This window comes from Pseudomonas sp. 13B_2.1_Bac1 (assembly GCF_025466155.1).
Taxonomy (GTDB): Bacteria; Pseudomonadota; Gammaproteobacteria; order Pseudomonadales; family Pseudomonadaceae; genus Aquipseudomonas; species Aquipseudomonas aylmerensis.
This window is the reverse complement of the sequence record NZ_JANLOH010000088.1, coordinates 1-23995: the sequence shown is the minus strand read 5'-3', so window position 1 is coordinate 23995 and position 23995 is coordinate 1. Positions and strand designations below refer to the sequence as shown.

The following is a 23995-nucleotide window of genomic DNA, read 5'->3' as shown; positions in this document are numbered from 1 at the left end:
ACAAAGCCTGCTAACCACATGAAACCTACTTCCCACACAAAGCCTGCTCACCCCATCAATCCCGCCCCCCCCCCCTCAGTCATGCAACCCCCTCGCCGCCGCAAGCAAGCCCTTAAACTTGGCATAGCGCGCCTGCAGCACCGGTTGCTGCGTCGGGTCGGGTTGATACCGGGCCTTGACTGGCAGGCCCACCGCCAACTGGGCGCCCTGCCCGATGGCCATGAACCCCAGCTTCGCCGCACCAATGCAGGCGCTCAGCTCGCTGCCGTGCAGGGTGTAGATTTCCCGCTGGAGGATATTCGCCAGCAACTGCGCCCAATACACGCTGCGGGCGCCGCCGCCCACCAGGGCGCAGGACGTCACGTCGGCGCCGGTCGACTGCACCGCGCGCAACGCGTCGAGCAGGCCGAAACCGACGCCTTCCATCACTGCATACCCGAGCATCGCCGGGGTGCAGTCATGGCCCAGGTTCATGAAACCACCGCGCAACAACGGATCGTTATGCGGGGTACGCTCGCCGGCGAGGTACGGCAGAAACAACGGCGTATCCAGTGCAACCGGTTGGCCGATCGGCAACTGCGCCTGGACCTGGTCCAACAGTGTCTGTTCATCGGCCAGGCCCACCAGCCGCGTGACCCAGCGCAAACAACTGGCACCGGCGAGCATGGCGCCCATGGTGTACCAGCGGTTCGGCAGCGCGTGACAGAAGCTGTGCACCGCACTTGCCGGGTTGCCGGCGGCGTGGTCGGTGATCGCGACAATGGCCGCGCTGGTGCCGAGGGTGATGAAGCCATCCCCCGCATTGATCGCGCCGATACCGACGGCCGCCACCGGGTTGTCACCGCCACCGCCGGCAATCACCACGTCGGGCGCCAAGCCCAAGCCGGCGGCGACCAGACGACCACTCGGCGCGCCGCCTTCGATCAACCGCGGCATCTGCGCGGGCGTCAGGCCGGTGACGCGCAGCATGGGCTCGAACCACTCACGCTTGGCCACCTCCAGCCACAGGGTGCCGGCGGCGTCCGACATCTCGCTGACGCGCTCGCCAGTCAGGCGCAGGCGCAGGTAGTCCTTGGGCGAAAGCACACAATCAATCGCCTGGAACACCTCGGGTTCGTGCCGTTGCAGCCACAGCAATTTGGGCGCGGTGAGCCCGGCCATGGGCAAGCTGCCGGTGGCGTCGGCAAACGCCACACCGAGGTGTTCGGCCTCGGCCACGGCGCGCGAGTCATCCCAGAGGATCGCCGGGTACAACACGCGGTCGTCACCCCCCAGCAACACGGCGCCATGCATCTGCCCCGACAGGCCGATGCACGCCACGCGGGCATACGCTGGGTGGCGGCGCAATTGCTCCAGCACTTGCAGGCACGCCTGCCACCAGTCTTCAGGGGCTTGTTCGGACCAGCCACTGTGGCGCCGCGACACGCTCAAACGCACCCCGGCATTGGCCAGCACGGCGCCGCTTGCATCCATCAGGATGGCTTTGAGTTCCGAGGTGCCGAGGTCGATGCCGAGGGAAACAGGGGTGTTCATACGCGGGTATTCCAGTCAGAGACAGCCACATGAATTACGCAGTTGCAGGCTCGGCGCCAGGCGCACCGTTTCCGGTGGTGCCTGGGGTGAAGCCATGCGTTGCAGCAGCCGGTGCACTGCGCGCGCGCCCAGCTCCTGGACCGGCTGGGCGATCAGGGTCAGGCGCGGCACAAAAAAATCCGCCCAGTCAAAATCATCGAAGCCCACCAGGGCCATCTGCCCCGGCACCTCGACCTGCGCGTCACGCAGCGCGTGCATGGCGCCGAGGGTCATCAGGTTATTGCCGGCCATTATTGCGGTAGGCGGCACCGGCAAGGCCAGTAGTTGCGCGGTGGCCACGCGGGCCGGTTCACTGTTGGAGCCGCCGTTGACCAGCAGCTGCGGATCGAAATCCACACCCGCCGCCTGCAATGCCGCACGGTAGCCGGCGACGCGTTCATCGGTGGTCCCCAGGCCCGCCCGCCCGGCGATGAAACCGATGCGCCGGTGCCCATGTTCGATCAAATGCGTGATCAGCGCCTGGGTGGACAACGTGTTCTCGACCCCGACCTGGTCAAACTGTGGGCTCATCATGCGGTCCACCAGCACGGTCGGCACCTCATTGGCCTGCAGGTAGTGGAGCGCCAACGAGCCGGTCGACGGGGCCAGCAAAATCCCGTCGACACGCCGGTGATGCAGCGCCGTGACCACCCGCAGCTCCTGCTCCGGATCATCATGGGTGTCGACGAACAGCATCATGTAGCCGTGCCGGGCACACTCGGTTTCAATCGCGTGCACGGTCTCGCTGAAGTAATGGTTGGACAGCGCCGAAATCGCCACGCCAATCGTGCTGGTACTCGAACGGGCCAGCGAGCGCGCCAGGGTGTTGGGGATATACCCCAGCTCCTGGATCGCACGCTGCACCGCCTGCACCGTTGCCGGGCTGACTTTGCGTGTGCCGTTCAATACGTGGGACACGGTCGACGACGACACCCCGGCCCTGCTTGCCACGTCATCCATGGTGACCACGACGCTGTTCCTCTCAATGAATCAATGTTTGCTCGACCAGCCGCTGTACGTGCCGACGTTGTCGCGGGTGATCAGTTTTGGCGTGAGCAGGGTAACCGCTTCGGCCGGGGCTTTGTCGTTGAGCAGGTCATTGCCGACATTCACCGCCGTCTGCGCCATGGCCCAGGGGTCCTGGCTGGCGGAGGCCTGGATCTGCGAGTCGGTCTTCAGCGCGTTCTCGATATCCGGCGCGCCGTCCACCGAGGTAATGATGATACCGCTGCGCTTGAGCTGCTTGGCCGCCAGGTCGCTGCCGATGGCTTGCGGGTCGTTGATCGCGAACAGCCCGTCGATTTTCGGGAAGCGCGTCAGGTATCCCTGCATCGCGTTCAGCCCGCCTTCGCGCGAACCTTTGCCGTCCTGGTCGTCGGACAGCACCTTGATGTCCGGGGCCTTGGCCAGCGCGGCCTTGCAGCCTTTGACACGGTCGGTCACCGCGGTCACTTGCGGGCCGTTCTGGATAATCACGTTGCCCTTGCCCGCGAGCTTGTCCACCAGGTATTGGCAGGCCAGCTGGCCGGCTTCGACGTTGTCGGTCTGCACCGTGGCGTTGACGCCCTTGGCGTCCACATCCACCGCCACCACAACGATGCCGGCATCCCGCGCTTTCTTGATCGCCGAGGCCATGGCCGACGGGTCGACGGCATTGATCAGGATCAGGTCGACCTTGGACGAGATGAAGTTGTCGATCTGCGAGAACTGCTTGCTCAAGTCATAGTCGGCCGACACCGAAGTGACCTTCACATTCGGGTTCAGCTCCTTGGCCCGGGCGCTGGCACCATCGGCCAGGGTCACGAAATACGGATTGCCCAGCGAGCCCATGCTGATGCCCAGGGCCTTGAGTTCGCGGGCTTCGACGGCTTGGGACATCAGCGCAGCCAAGGCCATGACGGGAAAGATGCGTTTAAGGTTCATGCGGGTCTCTCTTGTGATTGTTATGGGGGTGAACTCAGGTCCGAGCACCGGACTGGCGATAGCGATCCAGCGCGACCGCGCCGATGATCACGATGCCCTTGATGATGTATTGCCAGATATCCGACACCCCCAGCAGCACCAGGCCGTTGGTGAGGACCGCAATGATCAGCGCGCCGATCAAGGTGCCGCCGATAGTGCCGACGCCACCGGTAAAGCTGGTGCCACCGAGGATCACCGCGGCAATCGCATCCAGCTCATAGGATTGTCCGAGTTGCAGGCCGTTGGCGGCGAACAGGCGCGAAGCACTCATCACCGCGCCCAGCCCGGCCAGCGCGCCGGACATGGCGTAGACGAACAGCAGCACCTTCCACACCTTGATCCCGGAAAGCCGTGCGGCTTCGGGGTTGCCGCCCACCGAATAGATCTGCACGCCCATCACCGTGCGGCGCAGGATGAACCACGACAGCGCCACCACCGCCACCGCAATGACCACCAGCCAGGGCACGCCGAGGATCGAGTCATTGCCGATAAACGCAAACGGCAGATCGGGGTTGAATACGGTCTTGTCATCGGCCAACAACCGCGCCAGGCCGCGCATCGCGGTGAGCGCGCCGAGGGTGACGATAAACGGCGGCAGGCGCATGAAGGCGATCAAGCCACCGTTGACCAGGCCCAGCAACAGGCCAAAACCGATGCCGGCGGCGATCCCGAACATGCCGAACTGCGGCGACATCGACGCCTGCAGCGCCACCACGGCCGAGGCCGCGAGGATCGCGCCCACCGACAGGTCGATGCCTGCAGTCAGAATCACAAACGTCATGCCCGCCGCCAGCACCACGTTGACCGATGCCTGCTGGGTGATGATCGACAGGTTCTGCACGGTCAGGAAGTTCTCGCTGGCCAGGGCAAAGCCCACCAGCAGCAGGATCAGCACCGGCAGCATGCCCACCGTGCGCATCAGTTCGCGGGCGCGCTCGGCCTTGCCGGGTGTTGCAATCATCGAATCAGCCATGGGCAACCACCTGATCGCCACCGGTGGCGAGGTCAATAATACGTTCCTGGGAAATGACGTGGCCGGAGGCCCCGCCGACTTCGGCCACCAACTGGCCTTCACGCATGATCAGCACGCGGTCGCAGGTGCCGATGATTTCCGGCAGCTCGCTGGAAATCACCACGATGCCCACGCCCGCTTGCGCGAGTTGATTGATGATGCGGTAGATCTCGGACTTGGAGCCGATGTCCACGCCCCGGGTGGGCTCATCGAGAATCAGCACGTGCGGCTTGACCTCCAGCAGCCGCGCCAGCAAGACCTTCTGCTGGTTGCCGCCGGACAGCGCGCCGACATTGACCTTGCCCGATGCCACGCGAATCGACAGTGACTGGATCGCAGCCTTCGCGCGTTGCGCGGCGTGGCCACGGTCCAGCACGCCACCGGCATGCGCGTCCGGCACGCAGGCGCAGACGTTGATGTTGTCGGCCACGCTCATGTCCAGGAACAGCCCCTGGGCCTTGCGATCTTCGGTGAGGTAGACCACGCCGGCGCGAATCGCGTCCGCCGGGTTGCGCAACTGGGTGACGGTCTTGCCGACCACTTCGAGGGTGCCGGAGGTGCGCGGGTCGGCGGCGAAGATCAGCCGCGCCAGCTCGGTGCGCCCTGCCCCGACCAGCCCGGCGATGCCCAGCACTTCGCCGGCGTGCAGGTCGAAACTGCAATGGCGCACACGCTTGCCATCGGCCATGTCGCGTACGCGCATCACCACGTTGCCGGGGTTGTACGCCGCGTGCTCCTTCTTGTAGAAACCGGAGAGGTCGCGGCCGACCATCATTTTCACCAGGACCTCGGCCGACAGCGCGTCGCGGGTCAGTTCGCCGATGTACTGGCCGTCCCGCAGTACCGAGACACGGTCCGACAGCTCGTAGATTTCAGCCATGCGGTGGCTGATATAGATGATTGCCAGGCCCTGGCTGCGCAGTTGCTTGATCAGCGCGAACAACCGGTCGGTCTCGCGGGATGACAGCGGCGTGGTCGGTTCGTCCATCACCAGGATCCTGGCGTGGGCGTGCAGCGCGCGGGCGATTTCCACCAACTGGCGCTCGGCAATCGACAGGCTGCTGACCGGGGTGGCCGGGGTGAACTCCGCGCCCAGGCGTTGCAACACTTCGCTGCAGCCGGCCTGCATACCCTTGCGGTCGATGGTCCAGCCACGCCGCAATTCGCGGCCCAGGTAGATGTTCTCGGCCACGCTCAGGTTCGGGCACAGGCTCAGTTCCTGATAGATCACGGCGATGCCGAGGGCTTTGGCGGTGGCGGGCGTGAAGGTGGCGACAGGCTGGCCGGCGATGCGGATTTCGCCGCCGGGATCGGCCTGGTAAGCGCCGGAAAGGATTTTCATCAACGTCGATTTGCCGGCGCCATTCTCCCCCATCAAGGCGTGGATTTCGCCGGGGTAGACTTTCAGGCCGACATTCTTGAGCACGCGCAGACCATTGAAGGTCTTGCTGATGCCCTGCATCTCAAGCAAGGGTTCAAGGCTCATGAATGAGCTCCTGCGTTTATTATTTTTGTAGTCGAGTGCTGCCGACTCTATGTCAGATACATTTGCTTACGCAAGCGCTTGCGTCAGCCATTTATCGGCAGGTGAAACGTTTAATCATGGCGATCTGCCAGAAACGCCCCAGCTCCGTGCAATTGAGGGTGAAAGTTTCACGCGGGGTGGTTGTCGCGTCAGTCCGGGAAAGCCCGGCCTGATCGGCGCGATGGGAGGCTTCTTGATCGAGAGCAGCTGAGGGAGGGGTTTGGCTGAGGGAAAATGTGCGCTAGCCGGCTGCTGACAGTTGGTCGCGCAGGCAGTCGATCAAGCCCTGATGAGTGGCGCTCAAGCGTTCGCTACCACTGACCAGCGCCAGTTCCGAAGGCGGCACTGGCGGTAGTTCGGTGCAGATGCGGTGGGTCGGCAGCACCGCGCTCCTGGGCAGGATGCTCAGGCCCAATCCCGAGGTGACGGCGGCTTGAATCCCGGTCAGGCTGTGGCTACCGAACGCCACGCGCCAGCTGCGCCGGGCCTTGTCCAGCGTACGAATGGCCCGCTGACGATAGATACAGCCCTGGGGGAACAATGCCAGGGGCAGCGTTTCGACCTGCAGGTCCTGGCCGTGTCCGCAGACCCACACCAAGGGCTCCGGCCAACTGGCGTGACACTCGCCGCTGCCGGCTTCGCGCTTGACCAGGGCGATGTCGATTTCTCCGTTCTCCAACTGGCGGCGCAGATCGGTGCTCATGCCGCTGACTGTTTCCAGCCGCGCTTCAGGGCGCGCGCGCACAAAACCGGAGAGCATCGAGGCCATGCGCGTGGCGTCGAAATCCTCCGGCACGCCCAGGCGCACCGATACCAGGCGGGCCTCGGTGTTCAACGCATCGCGGGCTTCACGGGATAGGTTCAACAGGCGTCGCGCGTACTGGGTGAGCAATTCGCCGTGCTCGGTGGCACTGACCTGCTGGCCGGAGCGATCACGCACCAGCAAGACCTGGCCGACGCTGTCTTCGAGCTTGCGAATCTGCTGGCTGACCGTGGATTGGGTGCGATGCACACGCTCGGCGGCGCGCGTGAAGCTGCCCTCGTCCACCACGCAGACCAAGGTATGCAGCAGTTCTAGATCCAACATGCTGGCGCCCCTCATATCGACAATTCAACTGAGCTGAAGAGGTTAATTTAATTTCCCACTGACCGCCAGGTTTCCTAAGCTGACCCGGTCACTCACTCTTTTCGACAGGTGCCCCATGCCACTTGAACATTCCCCGCGCCCGCTCTGGCTGACCTTTGACTGCTACGGCACGCTGATCCAGTGGGACGAAGGCCTGCGCGCCGCCATTGAGCGCATCCTTGCGGAAAAAGGCGCGCATTCGGTCGACCCCGATACGCTGCTCAGCGTGTATGACCGCCACGAACATACCCTGGAACAAACCCCGCCGCATCGCAGCTTCCGCACCCTGGCGGGCTTGAGCCTGCAGCTGGCCTTCAAGGAACTGGGCCTGCCCGCCAATGCCAGCGACAGCGCGGTGCTCACCGACAGCATCAGTGCCATGCCACCGTTCCCGGAAGTGCCGGGCACGCTCCAGCAGCTCAAGGCGCTGGGCTACAAGCTGTGTATCGTCTCCAACACGGACGACGATGTGATTGCAGGCAATGTCGCGCAACTGGGTGGCCACATCGACCGCGTCATCACCGCCCAACAGGCCGGCGCCTACAAGCCCAATCGGCGCTTGTTCGACTACGCGCACGAGCAGCTCGGCGTCAGCCTCGACCAAGTGGTGCATATCTGTGCCAGCCCGCACCTGGATCACGCCGCCGCCCGGGACATCAGCTTTCGTTGTGTCTGGATCGACCGTGGCACCGGTCGCCAGTTGCTGGCCGACTACACGCCGGACGCCATCCTGCCGACCCTCGACGGCGTGCCCGGGCTGTTCAAGTCCCTGGGGTGGTGAGTCATGGCACATACCTTTACGCCCTCCTCCCTGGGCCCGCGCGCCGGGCGCTTCAACCTCGACAGCGTGGCTGCCATCGACGCGCGGGTGGAGTTGGCCGCGTGCCTGCAACTGGCGGCGCTGCACGGTATGGAAGAAGGTATCTGCAATCACTTTTCAGCGACGGTTCCGGGGCATGACGAGCTGTTCTTCGTCCACCCGTTCGGCTATGCCTTCGAAGAGATCACCGCGTCCCAGCTGCTGGTGTGCGATTTCGCCGGCAATGTGATCGATGGCGAGGGCACGCCGGAAGCGACGGCCTTCTACATCCATGCGCAATTGCACCAGCAGCAGCCGCGCATCAAGGCCGCGTTCCACACGCACATGCCCAATGCCACCGCATTGTGCCTGTTGCAAGGCCCGCCGCTGTTGTGGCTGGGGCAGACCGCGCTGAAGTTCTATGGACGCACGGCGGTCGACGCGCACTACAACGGCCTGGCCCTGGACCACCGCGAGGGTCAACGCATCGCGGCGGCGCTGGGCGATGCCGATATCCTCTTCCTGAAAAACCACGGCGTGATGGTGGTCGCGCCGACGATCGCCGAAGCCTGGGATGACATCTACTACCTGGAGCGTGCCGCCGAAGTACAGCTCAAGGCCATGGCCAGTGGTCAACCGCTCATGCCGATTGACCCCCAGGTGGCGCAGATAGCGTATGCACAGATGCGCGAGGGCGATCCGGCGAGCGCGCGGGCGCACCTGGACAGTGCCATGCGCCGCCTGAAACGGCGCGGCTCGCACTTCGACCTCTGATCGCCTACGGGTCCAACACGCCGCCGCTGTAGCTGTCGGACAAGCGCGTGCCGGTGAACTTGGCCACCACCGAGCCCTGGGCGACCAGGCGCTCACGGTGGCCGGTGACCATGCGTCCGCGCTGCGCCGCGTGCAGGGGCACTTCGGAGCCAGGATCGCCGGGACGCCCGATGATCCGGGCGAAGCGCTCGCCCTCTTCGACCCAATCGCCGAGGTATTTTTCGAACACCAGCACACCGGTACGTGGCGCGAGGATCGTCTCCATGCAGCCCATGTCCACCACGTCGCCCTGCCATTCGCCAATGGTCGCGACCGCATCGATCACGCCGCTGATGCACAGCCAGTTCCATAAGGCGTCGGCGTCCTGGCGCGCCAAGGCATCGCTGACATCGGCCTGCCCGCGCAACTCGAGGGTGGCGGCCAACTGCGGCGCGGCGTGGTTGATGATGGTTTCTTCGAAAGAGCCGTCGCCGCCGTCATCCCAGACGATCACCACGTCGGCCTGCAACGCCGCCGCCAGCGCCAGGCCCTGTTCCGGCCAGAAGCTGCGGTGGATATAGAGGTACGGCAAGGCTTCATCGTCGGTGTGCAGGTCCAGCACCAGGTCGGCGTCGGCGGCCAGTTGCACCAGGCTTTTCTGCCACTGCGCGAGGTTGCTGGCCGGGCGCTGCATGGCCAGCGAATGGTCGAAGGCGCGGTTGAAGTTCTGCCCGGTGGCCTCATGAAAACGTCCGAGTAATTTGCCCTGGCGAAACTGGCCGATGCCGAACGGGTTGGCCTGCGGCACCACGGTCACGCTGCCCCTGAGAAGGCCTTGGTCCTGACACGCCTGCAAGCGCGGCAGCAACTGGTGCAGCACCAGCATCCCGGCGATTTCATCGGCGTGCACGCCGGCCTGCAGATGCACGCGGGGGCCACTGCCGTCGCCTTCAAAGCGCCAGGCGCCGATGTGCAGCAGATTGCCGGCATCACCGGGCACCTGCCACGAAAGGTCTTTTGCCATGCCTTGCCCTCCTCTGATCAATTAACCGCTAGAGATTGAACACATGTTCAACTAACCTGAGCCTTCTGGTCTTTCCTCAAGGGCATTGCCGTGACCACACCCCCTGCAAAATTGCGCCGTGCCGACCCTGACGAACGCCGCGACCTGCTGATTGCCGCCACCCTCACCTGCCTTGCCCGCGACGGCCACGCCGGGATTTCCGTGCGCCGGATTGCCGCCGAGGCCGGCGTGTCGGTGGGCTTGCTCAATCACCACTTCGGCAGCATTGACGCACTGATCGCCGAGACCTACCACAAGCTGGCCAATGAGTTGACCAGCGCGCTGTGGGCACAGGTCGAACGGGTCGAAGGCGCCGCCGCGCGCCTGGATGCGTTCCTCAGCGCGTCGTTTTCGCCACGGGTCATGGACCCCGACCTGCTCGGCGTGTGGGTGGTGTTCTGGAGCCTGATCCGTCACTCGCCCCACGTGAACCAGTCCCACGAAAACAGCTACCGCGCCTACCTCGGACTGATTCAGCAACTGCTCGACGACCTGGCCCGCAGCGAGCAGTTGGTGATCCACGACAGCCACCTCGCCGCCATCGGCCTATCGGCGATGCTCGACGGACTCTGGCTCGAGGGGTGCCTCAACCCCGGCACCTTCAGCCCCGCCAACGGGCTGCACATCTGCCGCTGCTGGGTACAGGGGTTGCGTCACGGAGCATTCGGCGCCGACCACGTCCTGTGACACCGGGTGCCGTGCACTGAGCATGGCCAGGGTGCCGCTGACGGCTATCAACACTGCGCCGATGATCAGCGAGATATCCATCGACGTGCCCCAGATCAGGCTCGACAACAGGAACGCCCAGATCAGCCCGGTGTATTCGAACGGTGCGAGCAGCGTCGCGGTCGCGCGGCGGAAGCTGGCAAACAGCAGGAACTGGCCGATACCGCCGACCAGCCCCGCTGCCAACATGCCCAGCCACGACGGCAACGGCGCGGGCGTGTGGGTCCAGGGCAAGGTCACGGCCATGCACACCACAAACACCACATTGGTGATCAGCATCTGCTCCAGCACCGAGGTGGTCGGGTCGACCTGGCGCAGCTGGATATAGGTAAACGCCCAGCACAGCGCGGCCACCAGGGTCAGCGCGATCGGCAACGGGTCGAGCATGTTGCTCGGGCGACACGCAATCACCACGCCGACAAAGCCGATCAGCAGCGAGATCCACTGGCCACGGCTGGCGCGCTCCTTGAGGATCAACGCCGCGAGCAACGTGACCATGATCGGCGCGGAGAAATACAACGTGGTCATTTCCGCCAGGGTCAGGTCCTTGGCGGCGGTGTAATACAGCAGCCAGGCGAGCAACGACAACAGCCCGCGGATGATCAGCAGCCGGCGGCTCACCGAAGTCCACGCCCGGCGCAACAAGCCCATGCGCCCGGCGACGACGCACGCCGCGACCACCACCAGGCTGCGCCAGAACAGAATGGTGAACACCGAATAATCGGCCACCAGCCATTTGATCACCGCGTCCTGCAGCGCCAGGAACGCATAGGCCAGTGAGCACAGGGCAATCCCCTGCAGCGAGCGATCCGGGCTCATCCGACTGACCTGCGCAGCGGCGTGCCACGGCGTTCGGCGATGGCACAGACGCCTTCGATGAGGAAGGTCAGGCACAGGTAAACCCCGGCCACCAACAGCAACGGCTGATAGATCTGCAAGGTTTGCGCACGCACTACGTTGGCCGCGCCGAGCAGGTCGACCACGGCGATGGTCGAGGCCAGCGCGGTGGACTTGAGCAGCATCACCGTTTCCCCGGCCAGGGTCGGCAGCAACAGGCGCATCGCGCGTGGCAGGCGCACCCGCAGCAGGGCCTGGCGCGGGGTCATGCCGAAGGCCGAGGCGGCTTCCATCTCGCCCTTGGGCACCGCCAGCAGGCCGCCGCGAATCACCTCACCCACATAGGCCCCCACCGACAGCACCAGGGCGAACACGATGTACCAATAGCCGTCGCGCAAGAACGGCCAGAGAAAGCTGCCCCGGATCATCGGAAACTGCGCGAACAAGCTGCCCAGTCCGTAGTAGAAAATGTAGATCTGGATCAGCAGCGGCGTGCCGCGCAACACGCTGGTGTAGGCCAATGCGGCACGTGCCAGCCATTTGCGCCGCGACAGGCGGGCCAACGCCACCCCCACCGCCAGGGCAAAGCCCAGCAGCGCGGAAATGACCAGCAGCGACAAGGTCGTCTGCAGGCCCTTGGCGATCAGTGCGGCGTAATAACTTATCCATTCAGGCATGGGCGGCTCACTCGACAACCGGCATCCAGCGACGAATACGTCGCTCCAGGCGCCCGGACAGGTAGTTGGAAGCCAGCGTCACCAGGTAATACAAGGCGGCGGCCGCGAGGTAGAACAACAGGTATTGCCGGGTCGAACCGGCTGCCTGCTTGGCGGTGTAGAGCAATTCGTTGGTGCCGACCACGCTGATCAAGGCGCTATCCTTGATCAGGTTGATCCACAGGTTGGACATGCCGGCCAGGGCGTACGGCGCCATGATCGGCAAGGTCACCCGGCGAAACAGGCCAAACCCGCTCAGGCCAAAGGCCCGCGCCGCTTCGATCTGGCCATGGGGAATCGCCAGGATCGCCGCGCGAAAGATCTCCGACGCATACGCGCCCTGCACCAGCCCCAGCACCAGGATCGCCACCAGCGGACCGCTGATGTTCACCTGCGCAAACCCCAGCCACAGCATCAGCGCGTTCAGGCCCATGGACCCGGCGTAGTACAGCAACAGGATCAGCAGCAGTTCCGGCACCGCACGAAACAGTGTGGTGTAACCGCGCATCAGCAAGGCAATCGGCCGGGGTGCACTGAGCTTGGCGCAGGCCACCACCAGGCCGATCAACAGCCCTACCGCAAACGCGCCGGCGGAGATCTGCAGGGTCATCCACAAGCCCTTGAGCAGTGCATTGCCCCAGCCTTGATCGCTGAAGCTCAGGAGATCGAACATCGGCTTACTCCACGTTTAACGAGGGTTGTGTGATTGCCCTGTGGCTATGTTTTTCTTGTAGTGAGAGGGCTCATCCATTGGCTTTGGTTTTCTGTAGTGAGGGGGCTTGTCCCCCGTTGGGCTGCGTAGCGGCCCCAAGAAAAGCGGGAGCGCTGCGCACTCCAACGGGGGACAAGCCCCCTCACCACAACAGCCCCTCACCACAAAATCCCCCCTCAACACCAAAACCACAACAGCCTCCTAGCCGCCCACTTCTCCAAACCTATTGCGCATACGGGCTCTCACACACCTTGCTGACATATGCCGGCGTGTCGGTGCGCTTGCACGGGCTGACCGACAGGCCGAAGTAATGCTGGGACAGGTCGTCATAGTCCTTGCTCACCAGCAGTTCGCCGATGGCCTTGTCCAGGCGCGCCTTGAGCTCGGTGTCTTCCTTGCGCAGTCCCGCGCCGACGCCCCGGCCGATGATCGGGTCGTACGGCACACTGGCGATATGCGCCAGGCCGCTGGCTTCCGGGGTCTTGACCATCATGGCGATAGCAGTGTCGTCAGCCATCATGTAGTCGATGCGCCCGGCGATCAGGTCGGCGTTGGCCGATTCCTGGGTGTCGTAGTACTTGAGGTCGGCGATATTTTCGTAGTACTTCTTCAGGTAATTGGCGCTGACCGTGGAGATCTGCACGCCGATCAACTTGCCCTTGAGGCCCGCCGGGGAAATCTCCACTTCACTGCCTTTGGGCCCCGCCACGCCCAGCAACGAGTCGTAGTAGGCGCGGCTGAAGGCGATCTGTTTTTCGCGCTCGTCAGTGACCGACATCGACGAGAAAATCACGTCGATCTTCTTCGCCAGCAACGACGGGATAATCCCATCCCACGCCACTTCCTTGATCTGACACTCGGCTTTCATGCCCTCGCACAGCTTGTGGATCAGGTCCACTTCGAAGCCGGACCACTGGCCGTTGCCGCCTTTCACCGTGAACGGCGGATAAGGTTCGGCCGCGACGGCAAACACGATAGGTTTCTCTGCCGCCAGCGTAAAACCTGCGGCCAACATCAATACTGCTCCGCCCAACCAGCTTGCCATGGGTTTGAATGTCATGATTTGCCCCGTCTTTTTATGGAGTTAGCGAGTTTGATGCGCGTTGACGAACTGTCGGCAACGTTCACTGCGTGGATCGATGAACACCGAGTCCGGCGAGCCGGTTTCCTCGATCATGCCTTGGTGCAGAAAAGCCACTTTGGAAGACACATCCCGGGCGAAGGCCATCTCGTGGGTGACCAGGATCATGGTGCGGCCTTCTTCGGCCAGGGAGCGGATCACCCGCAGCACTTCACCCACCAGTTCCGGGTCAAGGGCCGAGGTGGGTTCGTCGAACAGCATGACTTTGGGACGCATGGCCAGCGCGCGGGCGATCGCCACCCGCTGTTGCTGGCCACCGGAAAGGAACGCCGGGTACTCGTTGCGCTTGGCGGCCAGGCCGACACGGTCGAGCAAGGCTTCGGCGCGCTCGATGGCTTCGGCGCGGCTTTCGCGCAGCACCTGGGTGGGCGCCTCGATAAGGTTTTCGAGCACCGTGCGGTGGGGCCACAGGTTGAAGTTCTGGAACACCATGCCCAGGGTCGAGCGGATGCGCACCAGTTGCCTGGCGTCCGCCACCAGCGGCGCGCCGGGGCGGCCATAGTTCAACTTGATGCTTTCGCCATCCACGTGAATGCTGCCCTGGTCCGGCACCTCAAGCATATTGATGCAGCGCAGCAAGGTGCTTTTGCCCGAACCACTCGCGCCGATCAGCGAGATCACGTCGCCTTCGTGGGCCGTGAGGGAGATGCCCTTGAGCACTTCGATATTGCCGAAGCGCTTATGCAGGTCGATCACCTCGATCATCTTCTTCGCCTGTACCGGCGGCGCCACTTCGACAATGGGCGCCGGCGCGATACGCGGCTCACCCGCGAGCCGCGTGACAAACGCGGCGATACGCCGGCAGGCGTCGGCCAGGCGCTCTTCACTCAAGGTAAAGGACAACCGCACAAACCCCTGGGCCGGCTCGCCGAATGCCGCCGCGTCCAGCACCGACACGCCCGCTTCACGCAACAGCCGCCAGGCAAAATCCAGCGAGCCCAGGCCAGTGCCGCGCACATCCACCAGCACAAACATGCCCGCCTGTGGCGCCTGCACCTGGATGCCGGGGCAAGCGCTTAGGCCACTCACCACCAGGTCGCGACGGCGCCGGTAAATCTCGCGCATGCCCGCAGTGACCTTATCGTGGGCGAGCACCGCCGCCGTGGCGGCCTCCATCACAAACCCCGGCAGCCCGTAGAGCATGCTCAGCACCAGGGTTTCGGCGTGCACGATCAACGCCGGCGCGGCCACCAGCCAGCCAATGCGCCAGCCGGTCATGGCGTGGGACTTGGACAGACTGCCGATCACCACGCAGCGCTCGGCCATGCCCGGCAGCGCGGCCAGACTGTGGTATTCGCCATCGAATACGAGGCTTTCGTAGACTTCATCCACCACCACCCACAGGTCATGGGCGATGGCCAACGCGGCGATGGCCTGCAGCTCCTCGGCATTGAGGACCACGCCGGTGGGGTTGTTCGGGTTGGAGAAGAAGATTGCGCGGGTGCGCGGCGTGATTGCGGCCGCAAGCAGTTGCGCGTCGAGGCGAAAGCCGGAGGCCGGCGAGCACGGCACGCGCACCAGCGTCGCGCCGCTGGCCTTGAGGGTGGCTTCGTAGGTGACGTACATCGGGTCGAGCACCAGCACTTCATCGCCGGCCTGCAACAGGCACAGCGAAGCGACGAACAAGGCATTCTGCGCACCGGCCACGGTAATCACGTTTTCCGCGTTCAAGGGCCGCGCCAGGGTCTGGCTGTAGCGCGCGGCAATCGCCTCGCGCAGTGCCGGGCGGCCAGGGATTTCGGTGTAGTGAGTGTCGCCCTCGCGCAGGGCGTCGACGGCGGCGTCAGTGATGAAGGCTGGCGTGGCGAAATCCGGATCGCCCACGCTGAGGATGATGATGTCTTCGCCCTGGCTGGCGGCTTGGAAGGCGGCGTGGTGAATGTCCCAGGCCGCTACACCCTGGCCCGCAATTCGCTCAACAAAAGGGGAAAACCGCATGCCAGAGCCTCTCGTTCAAGAAGAAACAGCGCGAACCCGTCTGCGTGCAAACGGGTGGATGCGGTCAACATAGTTGAAACTGAACAGTCGTTCAATGGATAGATTCAGGGCGATGTCGTTTATCGTGCGAACAGGTCGCGAATGCCAATCCTGCACCGAGCAAGGCTCGGAGTCTGGCCGCCGACATCGCTGGCGCAGGGCTACAACGGCGCGCCAAGCGGATCTTTTATCGTGCTGGCGAGGATACGGTCGATATTCGTCAGGTCTTCAGGGGTCAGTTGCCAGCCAAACGCTTCTTCAAAACCGCGCAATTGCTCGGGACGCCGGGCTCCCCACAACGCGATGGTCGGGCCTTGGTCGAGCACCCAACGCAAGGCCAGGGCCAGCACCGATTTGCCGTGGCGCTCGCGCGCATAAATACCCAGCGCGGCCACCGTTTCCAGGTATTGCTCGAAACGCGGCGCCTTGAATGTCGGGTCGAGCGTGCGCACAGCGTCCCCGGCGAAAGGGGGCTGCGCATGCAGGTTGCCGCTGAGCAAGCCGCGGCACAGCGGTCCGTAGGCCAGCACCACCAGGCCATGCTGCCTGGCGTACGGCAGGATAGCGCTGTCGATGCTGCGTTCGAACCGGTTGTACGGCGGCTGCACGGTGGCCGCCGCAGTGTGCTGGCTGAAAGTATCCCTGTGCGTGGAGGCATAGTTGCTCACCCCGACGGCAAGGATCTTGCCCTCGCGGCGCAGACGCTCCAACTCATCGGCGGTTTCTTCCTGGGCCACCGGCGAGTCGGGCCAATGGATCTGGTACAGATCGATGTAGTCGGTGTCCAGGCGCACCAGCGAGTCCTCGAGCGCTTTGCGGATGCGCCGGGCCGTGGCGTTGCGCCGTGGCGGGCAGTCGTCCCAATACGGCCCGGCCTGGGTCGCGATCACGGCGCTGTGGCGCACGCCGCGCAGGGCCTTGCCGATCATCTGTTCGGATAAACCAAAGCCATACACCGGCGCGGTGTCGATCAGGTTGATTCCGAGTGCCAACGCATGCCGAAGGGTGCGGGTCGCCTGTTCGTTGTCGGCACCGCCCCACAGGTGCCCGCCCATCGACCAGGTGCCGAGGGCTATTCGCGAGACCGGTGTATCGATACCGGCAATGCGGATGGTCTCAACGTACATGAAATAAAACCCCTGACCGTCAACATGCTTAGAAAAGCAATTACTCTAGGTCATCCCAGGTTGAATAGGGCTCAACGCCGCATTCAACCAAAGCCCCACTAAAGAGACTTGAAATGGCTGCCTTCAACCGTTCCGAACTGGCTGATCTCAACGTGTTCATGGCAATCATCCGCCGCCGTAGCTTTCGCCATGCCGCGCATGAGCTCGGCGTGACCACCTCCGCGCTGAGCCACACCATGCGCAACCTGGAAACCCGCCTGGGCGTGAAGCTGCTGTACCGCACCAGCCGCGCCGTGGAACCCACCGACGCCGGCACCCTGCTGGCGGAAAAACTCAGCGTGGGGTTTGCCACGATCCAGGACGGCCTCGACACCCTGGAGCTGTACCGCGAAGCCCCCATCGGCCGGCTGCGCCTCAACGTGCCACGCGATGCCGCGGTATTGCTGCTGGCACCGATTCTCGGGGACTTCTGCGCCGCCTACCCGCAGCTGCGCCTGGACCTGATCGTGCAGGACCAGATGATCGACATCGTCGCCGAGGGCTACGACGCCGGCATCCGCTACGGCGCCACCGTGCCCCAGGACATGGTCGCCGTGCCGCTGACGGGCGCGTTGCGCTGGATCACCGTCGCCTCCCCCGCCTACCTCGCCCGACGTGGCACGCCACAGCAACCCAAGGACCTGCTGGAGCATGCGTGCATCCGCATGTACCTGGGCGACAAGACGCCCTACAAATGGGAGTTGGGCAATGGCCCGCGCCAGCAGCGCATCGACGTGCCAGGCCATTTCAGCGCAGCGGATACCGAAACCATCGTGCATGCCGCCCTGCAAGGCGTCGGCATTGCCTACTGCCTGGCCAACCGCGTGCAACAGGAACTGGCGGACGGCCGCCTGGTGGACGTCATGCCCGACTGGGCCTGCGTGGGCGAGCCGCTGTGCATGTACTACCCGAGCCGCCGGCAATCGCAGCCGGGACTGCGCCAATTGATGGACATGATCCGCCTGAAAACCATCGGCTCGCAGTTGATGGAATCACATTGAACCTGCGCCGGGCCGCCACTCTCAAAGCTGGATAGACCACGGCCCGGTAACTGCTCGATGACTTTTATTCTATGGATGGCCGTCCTCGGCGCCGTATTGCTCACCCTCGCCCTCACCTCCTCTTACCTGCGCTGGATGCCGGTGACCGCCTCGGCCGTATGCCTGCTGCTGGGCGTCGGCATCGGCCCGCTGGGGGTGGACCTGTTGCACCTGGATATCCAGCACTCTGCACGCTGGATGGAGCACCTCACCGAGGTCGCGGTGCTGTTTTCGCTGTTTGTCAGCGGCCTCAAGCTGCGCCTGCCGCTGCGCCATCGCACCTGGCGGATTGCGTTCGGCATGGCCGGCCCGGTGATGCTGTTGAGCATCCTCGGCATCTGCCTGGCGTTGCACTACCTGTTTGAACTGTCGTGGGGGGTGTCGCTGCTCGTGGGGGCGATCCTCGCGCCGACCGACCCGGTGCTGGCGGGCCTGGTGCAGGTCAATAATGCCCAGGACTACGACGCGCTGCGTTTCGGCCTGTCCGGCGAGGCCGGGCTCAACGACGGCACGGCGTTCCCGTTCGTGATTTTCGCCCTGGTGTTCATGCAGCATGGCGGCTTTGACGGTGACTGGCTGGGCGGCTGGGTGCTGAAAAACCTGCTGTGGGCGGTGCCGGCCGGGCTGTTGATCGGCTATTGGATGGGGCGCGGCATTGGCCGCGTAACGCTGTGGCTGCGCATCACCAACAGCGACAGCACGCTGTCGCCGAATGACTACCTGACCCTCGCCCTCATCGCCCTGGCCTATGTGGCGGCCGAGGCCGTTGGCGGTTACGGCTTCCTGTCGGTGTTCGCCGCCGGATTGGGGCTGCGCCAGGCCGAATTCCGCTCAACCGGTCATTCACAGACGCCGTCGGAACACCTGGCATTGCCGGTGGTGGGGCACCTGGAAGTGGAGCCGGAGCGCGCACTGCAAGGCGACACCAGCGGGCTGGAAGATAGCCAGATTGCCGCCGGCGTGATGATGGGCGACATGCTCTCGTTCGGCAGTCTGGTGGAGCGTTCGATGGAGGTGTTCCTGGTGACGGTGCTGGGGATTGTGCTGATCAGCCATTGGGATTGGCGCGCACTGCCGTTGGCGGCGTTGCTGTTCTGTGTGATTCGCCCGCTGAGCGTCTTCGCCATCCCGTGGGGCAGCCTGATCGATCGCCAGCAACGCGGCCTGATGGGCTGGTTTGGGATCCGTGGGATCGGCAGCATTTACTACCTGTTCTATGCGCTCAACCACGGCTTGATCGGGACCAGCAGCGCCGTGGCGGTGAACCTGACGCTGTCAGTGATCGCCTTGAGCATCGTCGTTCATGGCCTCAGTACCCAGCCGATGCTGGCGTGGTATGAACGACGTGCCAAGGGCAAGGCTCAGTCCTGATTTTCGGTGTTGCCGACATCGGCGGCTTCATCCAAGTCATTGAGCGGCACTTCTGCATCATCCATCAACGAACCCGGGTCTTCATTGCCGGGATCGTTGAGTTCTTCTTCCAGTTCTTTGGACATGACCGTCTCCTCTAACCACCTTGGGTGTCGATATCGGCATCGGTTTCAGGCTTGACCTCGGGCTCAGGCTTGAAGTCTGGACTGTAGTCGTTTTCCTTGGCCTTGGGATCACTGGCAGGCTTCGGATCTTTGGGCGCATCGGCCGCCGTACCTGGCGCCGGCTCGCCGCCGTCGATCGCCGGGTCGTTGCGGTTGCTGGTTTGCGGATCGTTGTCTGTGCTCATGGGTCACCTCGTTGAAAAAACGCAGACTGCGTAAAGATAAGGTCCCGCGCAGGTAGCCGAAGTTCAACTTGCTTAAGAGCCAGGATTGTCCACCTGGATGTAAAACGCGTACGCCCCCAGCAACACCCAGAACACCATGAACAACCACGGGGCGCGCATCGAGAACAGCAGTGACTTGCGATAGCCCTTGTGGGACGACTCCATCTCGGAAAACAGCGGCGACTCGTCATAGGCCATGCCCATCACCGGTTCGCTGCGCAGCAATTCGCTCTGCTTGTAGTGCCAATGGTCGATGATTTCGTAAGCGGCGCGGATGCCTGGCCAGGCGTTGAGGGAACTGAGGATCCCCAGCGCGGCCAGGAATACCGGCACGACCACGGTGAACAACTTGCCCCATTCCGGATTGAGGTTGCCCATGCCGGAGACGAACGCAATCACCAGGAACGACTGCGCGGTGAGGTAGGCGTCGGTGCGGTTGGCGAGAATCGTGGTTTCGTACTGGATTTCGCGCCGGTAGAAGTCCAGGCGGTCCTTGGGCGAACCGAAGATCTTGGCGTTGTGTTCGCTGTGATCGGTCAGGTTCGATTCCGGGGTGTCGGGTGAGATGATTCTGGGCACGTCCGTGCTCCGTGCTGGGGTGAGACCTGTTAGAAGAATCGGCAGGGGGCGAAGTTCAAGTTTGTTCACGCACCAGCGTGGTGCGCGCCCTGCCCCTTTGTGGTCGGCCATCCCAGCCCGGACAAGCGATCTTCCTGCCGTGAGCAGGCTTGCCATCGTCAGCGGCTACCCGCCAACCGGTAAATACCCCGCGTACACCCAATCCGGCACAGGCATTGCTTTATCCATTCATCTGCCCGGATACAGGAGCATTCGTTACCCCCCGACCCAGAGCCGACCCCATAAGAAAGTAAGGACCAGGCCCAGTGGCACCGTCAGCCACGGGCTCATAAAAAAATGCGTTTTTTAAAGCGGCAGTGCCACCCCATGCGTCCCTCGGCACTGACAAGGTACTGGAATGGCTCGATCTTTCTTTGATGAAATGAATGACGCAAACGGCGTGTGCCGTGCGCATTATCAGGATTTCTCCCGCTGGCTGGCCAACACGCCGCCGGAACTGCTGGCCCAGCGCCGTCGCGAAGCCGATTTGCTGTTCCACCGCGCGGGGATCACTTTCACCCTCTACGGCGACGAACAAGACACCGAGCGCCTGATCCCCTTCGACATCATCCCGCGCAGCATCCCCGCCAGTGAGTGGAGCGTGATCGAGCGCGGCTGTATCCAGCGCGTCAATGCGCTGAACATGTTCCTCGCCGACATTTACCACGACCAGCGCATCATCAAGGCCGGGATCATTCCGGCAGACCAGGTGCTGGGCAACGAGGGGTATCAGAAGGCCATGGTCGGCCTCGACCTGCACCGTGATATCTATTCGCACATCTCCGGCGTCGACCTGGTGCGCGACGGCGACGGCACGTACTACGTGCTCGAAGACAACTTGCGCACGCCCAGTGGCGTGAGCTACATGCTCGAAGACCGCAAGATGATGATGCGGCTGTTTCCCGAGGTGTTCGCCAAGCAGCGCATCGCGCCGGTGGACCACTACCCCAACCTGTTGCTCAAGACCCTGAAAAGCTCCAGCCGCCTGGACAACCCCAATGTGGTGGTGCTGACGCCGGGCCGCTTCAACAGCGCGTTTTTCGAACATGCGTTCCTGGCCCGGGAAATGGGCGTGGAACTGGTGGAAGGCGCGGACCTGTTCGTGCATGACCTCAAGGTGTTCATGCGCACCACCGACGGCCCCAAGGCCGTGGACGTGATTTACCGCCGTATCGACGACGCGTTCCTCGACCCGCAGGCGTTCAACCCCGAATCGATGCTCGGCGTGCCCGGCCTTGTGGCCGCCTATTGCGCCGGCAACGTGGTGCTGGCCAACGCCATCGGCACCGGCGTGGCGGACGACAAGTCGATCTACCCTTATGTGCCGGAAATGATCCGTTTCTACCTGGATGAAGAGCCGGTGCTGCAAAACGTGCCAACCTTCCAGTGCCGCAAGCCCGACGAGTTGTCCCACGTACTCGCGCACCTGCCGGAACTGGTGGTCAAGGAAACCCAAGGCTCCGGCGGCTACGGCATGCTGGTCGGCCCGGCGTCCAGCGCGGCTGAAATCGAGGATTTCCGCCAGCGCATCAAGGCGCGTCCACATGCTTATATCGCCCAACCGACCCTGAGCCTGTCCACCTGCCCGACCTTTGTCGAAAACGGCATCGCGCCGCGGCACATTGACCTGCGGCCCTTCGTGCTGTCGGGCAAGGAAACCCGCCTGGTGCCCGGCGGCCTCACGCGGGTGGCCCTGCGTGAAGGCTCGTTGATCGTCAACTCGTCGCAAGGCGGTGGAACCAAGGACACCTGGGTGGTGGAGGGCTGAGTATGTTGAGTAGAACCGCCGCAGATCTGTACTGGATGTCGCGTTACCTGGAGCGCGCCGAGAACCTCGCGCGCATGCTCGAAGTCAGTTACTCGCTGTCATTGATGCCCCAGGCCGGGCGCAGCGATGGCCTGGATGAACTGGCGATGTCGTTGCTCAGCAGCGGCACCCTCGACAGTTACCTGGAGCGCCACACGCAACTGGACGCCGAGCGCATGTTGCACTTCTTCGCGCTCGACGAAGAAAACCCCGCCAGCATCTACAACTGCCTGCGCGCGGCCAGGGGCAATGCCCATGCGGTACGCGGGCGCATCACCGCCGACATGTGGGAAAACCTCAACGCCACCTGGCTGGAAATGCGCAGCATCGCCGCCGGCGGCCTGGCGCGACATGGCATCAGCCACTTCTGTGATTGGGTCAAGCAGCGTTCGCACCTGTTCCGGGGCGCGACGTCCGGGACCATCATGCGCAATGACGCCTACCGGTTCATTCGCCTGGGCACCTTCGTCGAGCGCGCGGACAACACCCTGCGCCTGCTGGATGCGCGTTATGAAATGTTCGGCGAGGAATCAGAGGAAGTCAGCGACCTCTCGGCCCGTGGTTACTACCAGTGGAGCGCCCTGCTCCGCGCGCTGTCATCGTTCGAGGCGTATACCGAGCTGTACCCGAATGCCTTGAACGCGCGCTCGGTATCGGAGTTGCTGCTGTTGCGCAGTGACGTACCGCGCTCGCTGCATGCGTGTATCGAAGAATTGAGCCATATCCTCGCCGACCTGCCCGGCAGTTATGGGCGCACGGCGCAGCGCCTGGCGGCGGAGTTCGAAGCGCGGCTGCGGTACACCGGGATCGATGAGATTCTCGAAGATGGGCTGCACAGCCGGTTGACCGAGTTTATCGACACCGTGCGCGAATTGGCGCGGGCGATCCATAGCTCGTATCTGGAAGTGGTGTAGCCACGCAGCAGATCAACAGGTGGAAGCGGGCTTGCCCGCTCCCACAGGGGGTTACTGGTTTTTGACCAGCACCGGCTCGGCGCGGTACTGGTCGGGAAACAGCTTTTTGAGCTGTGCGACTTTCGGCAGGTCATTGATCACGATGTAGGGATAGGACGGATTCTCGGTGAGGAAGTCCTGGTGGTAGGACTCTGCGGGGTAGAACGCCTTGCCCATCTCGATTTTAGTCACGATGGGTTTATCGAACGCCTTGGCCGCGTCCAACTGGGCAATGTAGGCCTGGGCAACTTTTTGCTGCTCGGCATTCTGCGCAAAGATCGCCGAGCGGTACTGGGTGCCGGAATCCGGGCCCTGGCGATTGAGTTCGGTGGGGTTGTGGGCCACCGAGAAGTAGATCTGCAGCAGCTTGCCGTAGCTGACTGTGCCAGGGTCGTACGTCACTGACACCGATTCGGCGTGGCCGGTGTCGCCGCCGCTGACCGACTCGTATTGGGCCGTGTTCGCCGCGCCGCCGTCATAACCGGAGACGGCGTTTTTCACCCCTTGCACATGCTGGAACACCCCTTGTACGCCCCAGAAGCAACCGCCGGCGAACACAGCGGTTTGCAGGTTGCCGGGTTCGGCGGGGATGTCCAGCGCCGGTGGCGCGATGGCGACGGCGTCTTCAGTGGCGCCAAAGGAAAAGGCCGAGCTTTGGCCCACGAATGCGGCGAAAGCCAGGGCGGGCAGGATCTTGAGCAGTTTCATCACAGTCACTCCAGTGCAACTGA

The 23995-nt window shown here is 63.6% G+C and carries 23 protein-coding genes and 1 pseudogene; 7 read left to right on the top strand and 17 right to left on the bottom strand.

Going from position 1 to position 23995, the window contains the following annotated elements; all coding sequences use genetic code 11:
- Nucleotides 1–75: 75 nt before the first annotated feature.
- From xylB to NTD80_RS20270, 6 genes are all read right to left on the bottom strand, one after another.
- Nucleotides 76–1533: a xylulokinase gene (gene xylB / locus NTD80_RS20295; protein WP_262134709.1), complete on the bottom strand. Its 1458-nt coding sequence runs from the start codon at nt 1531–1533 to the stop codon at nt 76–78.
- 15 nt (nt 1534–1548) lie between these two features.
- Nucleotides 1549–2541, bottom strand: a complete 993-nt coding sequence (locus NTD80_RS20290) for a LacI family DNA-binding transcriptional regulator (protein ID WP_065905206.1) — start codon at nt 2539–2541, stop codon at nt 1549–1551.
- A 21-nt stretch (nt 2542–2562) separates the two neighbouring features.
- The gene (locus NTD80_RS20285; RefSeq protein ID WP_262134708.1) at nt 2563–3495 is read right to left on the bottom strand and encodes an ABC transporter substrate-binding protein; all 933 of its coding nucleotides are present in this window, start codon (nt 3493–3495) and stop codon (nt 2563–2565) included.
- 34 nt (nt 3496–3529) lie between these two features.
- Entirely contained in the window at nt 3530–4507 is a 978-nt protein-coding gene (locus tag NTD80_RS20280; RefSeq protein WP_065905202.1) for an ABC transporter permease subunit, read from the bottom strand.
- Nucleotides 4500–6032: a sugar ABC transporter ATP-binding protein gene (locus NTD80_RS20275; RefSeq protein ID WP_201144405.1), complete on the bottom strand. Its 1533-nt coding sequence runs from the start codon at nt 6030–6032 to the stop codon at nt 4500–4502. The genes NTD80_RS20280 and NTD80_RS20275 overlap by 8 nt, the downstream gene beginning before the upstream one ends.
- A 280-nt stretch (nt 6033–6312) precedes the next feature.
- The gene (locus NTD80_RS20270) at nt 6313–7158 is read right to left on the bottom strand and encodes a LysR family transcriptional regulator (RefSeq protein ID WP_262134707.1); all 846 of its coding nucleotides are present in this window, start codon (nt 7156–7158) and stop codon (nt 6313–6315) included.
- Nucleotides 7159–7273: 115 nt separating this feature from the next.
- Here NTD80_RS20270 and NTD80_RS20265 point away from each other — a divergent pair, with 115 nt between their 5' ends.
- Together NTD80_RS20265 and NTD80_RS20260 are read left to right on the top strand one after the other, a co-directional pair.
- Nucleotides 7274–7978 carry an HAD-IA family hydrolase gene (locus NTD80_RS20265; RefSeq protein WP_262134706.1) on the top strand — a complete coding sequence of 235 codons (705 nt, stop codon included), beginning with the start codon at nt 7274–7276 and terminating at the stop codon, nt 7976–7978.
- A 3-nt stretch (nt 7979–7981) separates the two neighbouring features.
- The gene (locus NTD80_RS20260; protein ID WP_262134705.1) at nt 7982–8770 is read left to right on the top strand and encodes an aldolase; all 789 of its coding nucleotides are present in this window, start codon (nt 7982–7984) and stop codon (nt 8768–8770) included.
- A 4-nt stretch (nt 8771–8774) separates the two neighbouring features.
- Here NTD80_RS20260 and NTD80_RS20255 read toward each other — a convergent pair whose 3' ends face one another.
- On the bottom strand, nt 8775–9773 hold the full coding sequence (locus NTD80_RS20255) for a succinylglutamate desuccinylase/aspartoacylase family protein (protein ID WP_262134704.1): 999 nt from the start codon (nt 9771–9773) through the stop codon (nt 8775–8777).
- A gap of 90 nt (nt 9774–9863) precedes the next feature.
- Here NTD80_RS20255 and NTD80_RS20250 point away from each other — a divergent pair.
- Nucleotides 9864–10403 (top strand): annotated as a pseudogene (locus tag NTD80_RS20250) (TetR/AcrR family transcriptional regulator); the annotation flags it as partial.
- Here NTD80_RS20250 and NTD80_RS20245 read toward each other — a convergent pair.
- From NTD80_RS20245 to NTD80_RS20215, 6 genes are all read right to left on the bottom strand, one after another.
- The gene (locus NTD80_RS20245; RefSeq protein ID WP_262134703.1) at nt 10359–11357 is read right to left on the bottom strand and encodes a DMT family transporter; all 999 of its coding nucleotides are present in this window, start codon (nt 11355–11357) and stop codon (nt 10359–10361) included. The pseudogene NTD80_RS20250 and the gene NTD80_RS20245 overlap by 45 nt on opposite strands.
- Nucleotides 11354–12052 (bottom strand): ABC transporter permease, encoded by a 699-nt coding sequence (locus NTD80_RS20240; protein WP_262134702.1) that lies wholly within the window; start codon nt 12050–12052, stop codon nt 11354–11356. The genes NTD80_RS20245 and NTD80_RS20240 overlap by 4 nt, the downstream gene beginning before the upstream one ends.
- 7 nt (nt 12053–12059) lie before the next feature.
- Entirely contained in the window at nt 12060–12764 is a 705-nt protein-coding gene (locus tag NTD80_RS20235; protein ID WP_065905185.1) for an ABC transporter permease, read from the bottom strand.
- 262 nt (nt 12765–13026) lie between these two features.
- On the bottom strand, nt 13027–13848 hold the full coding sequence (locus NTD80_RS20230) for a transporter substrate-binding domain-containing protein (protein ID WP_371920701.1): 822 nt from the start codon (nt 13846–13848) through the stop codon (nt 13027–13029).
- 39 nt (nt 13849–13887) lie between these two features.
- Nucleotides 13888–15882: an aminotransferase class I/II-fold pyridoxal phosphate-dependent enzyme gene (locus NTD80_RS31255; protein ID WP_315974941.1), complete on the bottom strand. Its 1995-nt coding sequence runs from the start codon at nt 15880–15882 to the stop codon at nt 13888–13890.
- Nucleotides 15883–16082: 200 nt separating this feature from the next.
- Complete coding sequence (locus NTD80_RS20215; RefSeq protein ID WP_262134701.1) at nt 16083–17048, bottom strand: aldo/keto reductase; 966 nt, start codon at nt 17046–17048, stop codon at nt 16083–16085.
- Nucleotides 17049–17161: 113 nt separating this feature from the next.
- Here NTD80_RS20215 and NTD80_RS20210 point away from each other — a divergent pair, with 113 nt between their 5' ends.
- On the top strand, nt 17162–18088 hold the full coding sequence (locus NTD80_RS20210; RefSeq protein ID WP_120448565.1) for a LysR family transcriptional regulator: 927 nt from the start codon (nt 17162–17164) through the stop codon (nt 18086–18088).
- 57 nt (nt 18089–18145) lie between these two features.
- Entirely contained in the window at nt 18146–19498 is a 1353-nt protein-coding gene (locus NTD80_RS20205; protein WP_065905178.1) for a cation:proton antiporter, read from the top strand.
- Here the strand turns inward: NTD80_RS20205 and NTD80_RS20200 are convergent.
- The 3 genes from NTD80_RS20200 to NTD80_RS20190 all read right to left on the bottom strand — a co-directional run bounded on the left by NTD80_RS20200 (nt 19489) and on the right by NTD80_RS20190 (nt 20465).
- On the bottom strand, nt 19489–19623 hold the full coding sequence (locus tag NTD80_RS20200) for a hypothetical protein (protein ID WP_256595100.1): 135 nt from the start codon (nt 19621–19623) through the stop codon (nt 19489–19491). The genes NTD80_RS20205 and NTD80_RS20200 overlap by 10 nt on opposite strands.
- 11 nt (nt 19624–19634) lie before the next feature.
- Entirely contained in the window at nt 19635–19847 is a 213-nt protein-coding gene (locus tag NTD80_RS20195; protein WP_065905176.1) for a hypothetical protein, read from the bottom strand.
- Between the two features lie 72 nt (nt 19848–19919).
- The gene (locus NTD80_RS20190) at nt 19920–20465 is read right to left on the bottom strand and encodes a hypothetical protein (RefSeq protein WP_065905174.1); all 546 of its coding nucleotides are present in this window, start codon (nt 20463–20465) and stop codon (nt 19920–19922) included.
- 397 nt (nt 20466–20862) lie between these two features.
- Here NTD80_RS20190 and NTD80_RS20185 point away from each other — a divergent pair, with 397 nt between their 5' ends.
- Both NTD80_RS20185 and NTD80_RS20180 read left to right on the top strand, forming a co-directional pair.
- Nucleotides 20863–22272: a circularly permuted type 2 ATP-grasp protein gene (locus NTD80_RS20185; protein ID WP_120448563.1), complete on the top strand. Its 1410-nt coding sequence runs from the start codon at nt 20863–20865 to the stop codon at nt 22270–22272.
- Nucleotides 22273–22274: 2 nt separating this feature from the next.
- Complete coding sequence (locus NTD80_RS20180) at nt 22275–23225, top strand: alpha-E domain-containing protein (RefSeq protein WP_120448562.1); 951 nt, start codon at nt 22275–22277, stop codon at nt 23223–23225.
- 51 nt (nt 23226–23276) lie between these two features.
- Here NTD80_RS20180 and msrA read toward each other — a convergent pair whose 3' ends face one another.
- Complete coding sequence (gene msrA, locus NTD80_RS20175) at nt 23277–23972, bottom strand: peptide-methionine (S)-S-oxide reductase MsrA (RefSeq protein ID WP_262134700.1); 696 nt, start codon at nt 23970–23972, stop codon at nt 23277–23279.
- Between the last annotated feature and the right edge of the window lie 23 nt (nt 23973–23995).